Genomic DNA, 2,001 nt, shown 5'->3' on the forward strand with positions numbered 1-2,001 from the left:
TTTAACCACCTTGACCGCCCTGCACTTGAGTGATCAGGCCAGTGAGTATGGACGAGTGCTAGACCAAGCCTTGCAGGTGGCAGTGGGGGTGCAAGAGGAAATGAGAAAATTGCAGAATCAGCGTTAGTGGACGCTAAAGTATTTAGTTTAGGGAGTCGGGAGTCGGGAGTCGGGAGTCGGGAGTCGGGAATAGGGAATCGGGAATCGGGAATCGGGAATCGGGAATCGGGAAAAATCCTGTGTACCTGAGGTGCGACCCGTGGGGAATTTAATTCTTAATGGGTCAAGGGCACCTGATAGTTATGACAAAACCTGTCAGAAGAGCAAATATTTAGTTAAAGAATAAAAGCAACTGATTATTGCTGTTATTAAAAAGCGATAATAATTAATTCTATTACCCCTTGGATAATATTTAATTATTTAAGTTACCGTAAAAAAATAGGTTAATTTTTAAGTTTTAATAGTAGTATATCGATTCCATAGTTGAGTGGTAATTCTAAGAATAGATGGCAAAAGCATAGGTCTGGCATGACGCTTCATTGTCATTATTCATTCAGAGAATTACAGGAATTGTACAATGCCTTATCAAAATATTACCGGTACTCTCTCCGAAAGAGATATCCAAGAAATCAAAACTGCCCTACAAACGATTGAATAAAAGCTGCCTTTCTTAGTTAATCTAACGGCTGAGGAACGACGCAACATGTTTAAAATGGGTTCAAAAAGTCTATCCTTTGTGAATAATAGCCTCACTGCTGCCCAATCTAACCCCAAAATTCTACCTGCTAGCTTTGACCTAGACGAGTTTGTACGGGACTATCAGCTCGCTGTGACTCTGACCGATGTCTTATTCCAACTGCGACAGTTAACTGAAAAGGTGGATGATACCTTAATGGCAGTCAGCTCTGAAGCGATGAACAGCAGTCTACAAGTCTATGATTACATCAAGACGGCTGCGAAAAGGACTCCCGGTCTAAAAACCATTGCCGAGAGTTTAGGGAAACGCTTTAAAGTTACTCGTAATAAGTCTGCTAAAGCCAATTCTCAGGCTTAGGTTCCAACAAGGCTTTCGGTCGAAGTTCTGAGCTTCGTGGACGAGCCTCTGAGCTTCCTGGACGAGCCTCTGAGCTTCCTGGACGAGCCTCTGAGCTTCCTGGACGAGCCTCTGAGCTTCGTTGATATCCCCTAAATCCATAATCAGGACTTACAGACCAAGACCCTTGAACCCGTTTATCCTGATCCATCAAAAGCTGACATCGGTATCATTACGGTCAATAACCAGCTTGGCAGATTAGTCCTGATTATGTTGCTCGATCCTGTGCTAGGCATGATCCATAACATGATCCATAGTTAGTATGGATCATCAAATGAAGTACCGACATTTGCTTCTAGCCACTTAGCGATCGCGTAGCGTGACGTTCCGTCAATCGCATTTTGGCTTTCTTGGTCTGTTCCTAACCTTTCCATCATTACCACAACATCCATTTCTGGGACATCTAGAGAATATCCATTTACTTCAAGGAAAGTTGCCATCACTGGGAAAGCGACCCTTTTATTGCCATCTATAAACGGATGGTTTTTTGCCAAACCATATCCATAGGCTGCTGCTAAATCAAATAAGGTTGGTTGACCATATGCAAATAGATGTCTAGGTCTGGCTAAACTAGCCGATAGCAGATTTTCGTCCCGAATTCCTGGACTTCCCCCATGTTGTGCAATTTGATCACTATGAATAGCTCTGGCTATAGCTTCCGATCTCCACAGCGGTTCCCTCACTTAGCCAGCTCCCTCAACGCATTTTCATACCTCTTGCTGACTTTCTGATAAGCTGCCATTACCGTTTCAAACTCAGGGTCTTTTGTGGTGATTTCAACACCATCAGCGGTTTCTGTGATAAATACAGTATCTCCTTGGCCTTTCGGCCACGCTACGCGAACACCAACATTAAGCTGTTGTAGGATCTCGTCAGGTAGGGTTATCCCTAAGGAATTACCAATCTTA

Annotated in this window: 5 protein-coding genes; 2 read left to right on the forward strand and 3 right to left on the reverse strand. The window is 43.4% G+C overall.

The window, feature by feature from the left end:
* Positions 1 to 126 precede the first annotated feature (126 nt).
* Together F6K51_RS36400 and F6K51_RS36405 are read left to right on the forward strand one after the other, a co-directional pair.
* Entirely contained in the window at positions 127 to 249 is a 123-nt protein-coding gene (locus F6K51_RS36400) for a hypothetical protein (RefSeq protein WP_293030813.1), read from the forward strand.
* A gap of 454 nt (positions 250 to 703) precedes the next feature.
* Positions 704 to 1,054: a hypothetical protein gene (locus F6K51_RS36405; protein WP_293030817.1), complete on the forward strand. Its 351-nt coding sequence runs from the start codon at positions 704 to 706 to the stop codon at positions 1,052 to 1,054.
* Here F6K51_RS36405 and F6K51_RS36410 read toward each other — a convergent pair.
* From F6K51_RS36410 to F6K51_RS36420, 3 genes are all read right to left on the reverse strand, one after another.
* Positions 1,032 to 1,244 (reverse strand): hypothetical protein, encoded by a 213-nt coding sequence (locus F6K51_RS36410; protein ID WP_293030820.1) that lies wholly within the window; start codon positions 1,242 to 1,244, stop codon positions 1,032 to 1,034. The genes F6K51_RS36405 and F6K51_RS36410 overlap by 23 nt on opposite strands.
* A gap of 106 nt (positions 1,245 to 1,350) precedes the next feature.
* Positions 1,351 to 1,776, reverse strand: a complete 426-nt coding sequence (locus F6K51_RS36415) for a type II toxin-antitoxin system death-on-curing family toxin (RefSeq protein WP_293030822.1) — start codon at positions 1,774 to 1,776, stop codon at positions 1,351 to 1,353.
* Positions 1,773 to 2,001 (reverse strand): hypothetical protein (locus F6K51_RS36420; protein ID WP_293030825.1); only part of this gene is annotated, 229 nt, incomplete at its 5' end. The genes F6K51_RS36415 and F6K51_RS36420, both read right to left, overlap by 4 nt.

This window comes from Moorena sp. SIO3I8 (genome assembly GCF_010692325.1).
Lineage (GTDB): Bacteria > Cyanobacteriota > Cyanobacteriia > Cyanobacteriales > Coleofasciculaceae > Moorena.

Bases quoted from the DNA above. Each gene is read 5' to 3' on its own strand.
- F6K51_RS36405 (WP_293030817.1), top strand. From the start codon at position 704: ATGTTTAAAATGGGTTCAAAAAGTCTATCCTTTGTGAATAATAGCCTC.
- F6K51_RS36410 (WP_293030820.1), bottom strand. From the start codon at position 1,244: ATGGATCAGGATAAACGGGTTCAAGGGTCTTGGTCTGTAAGTCCTGAT.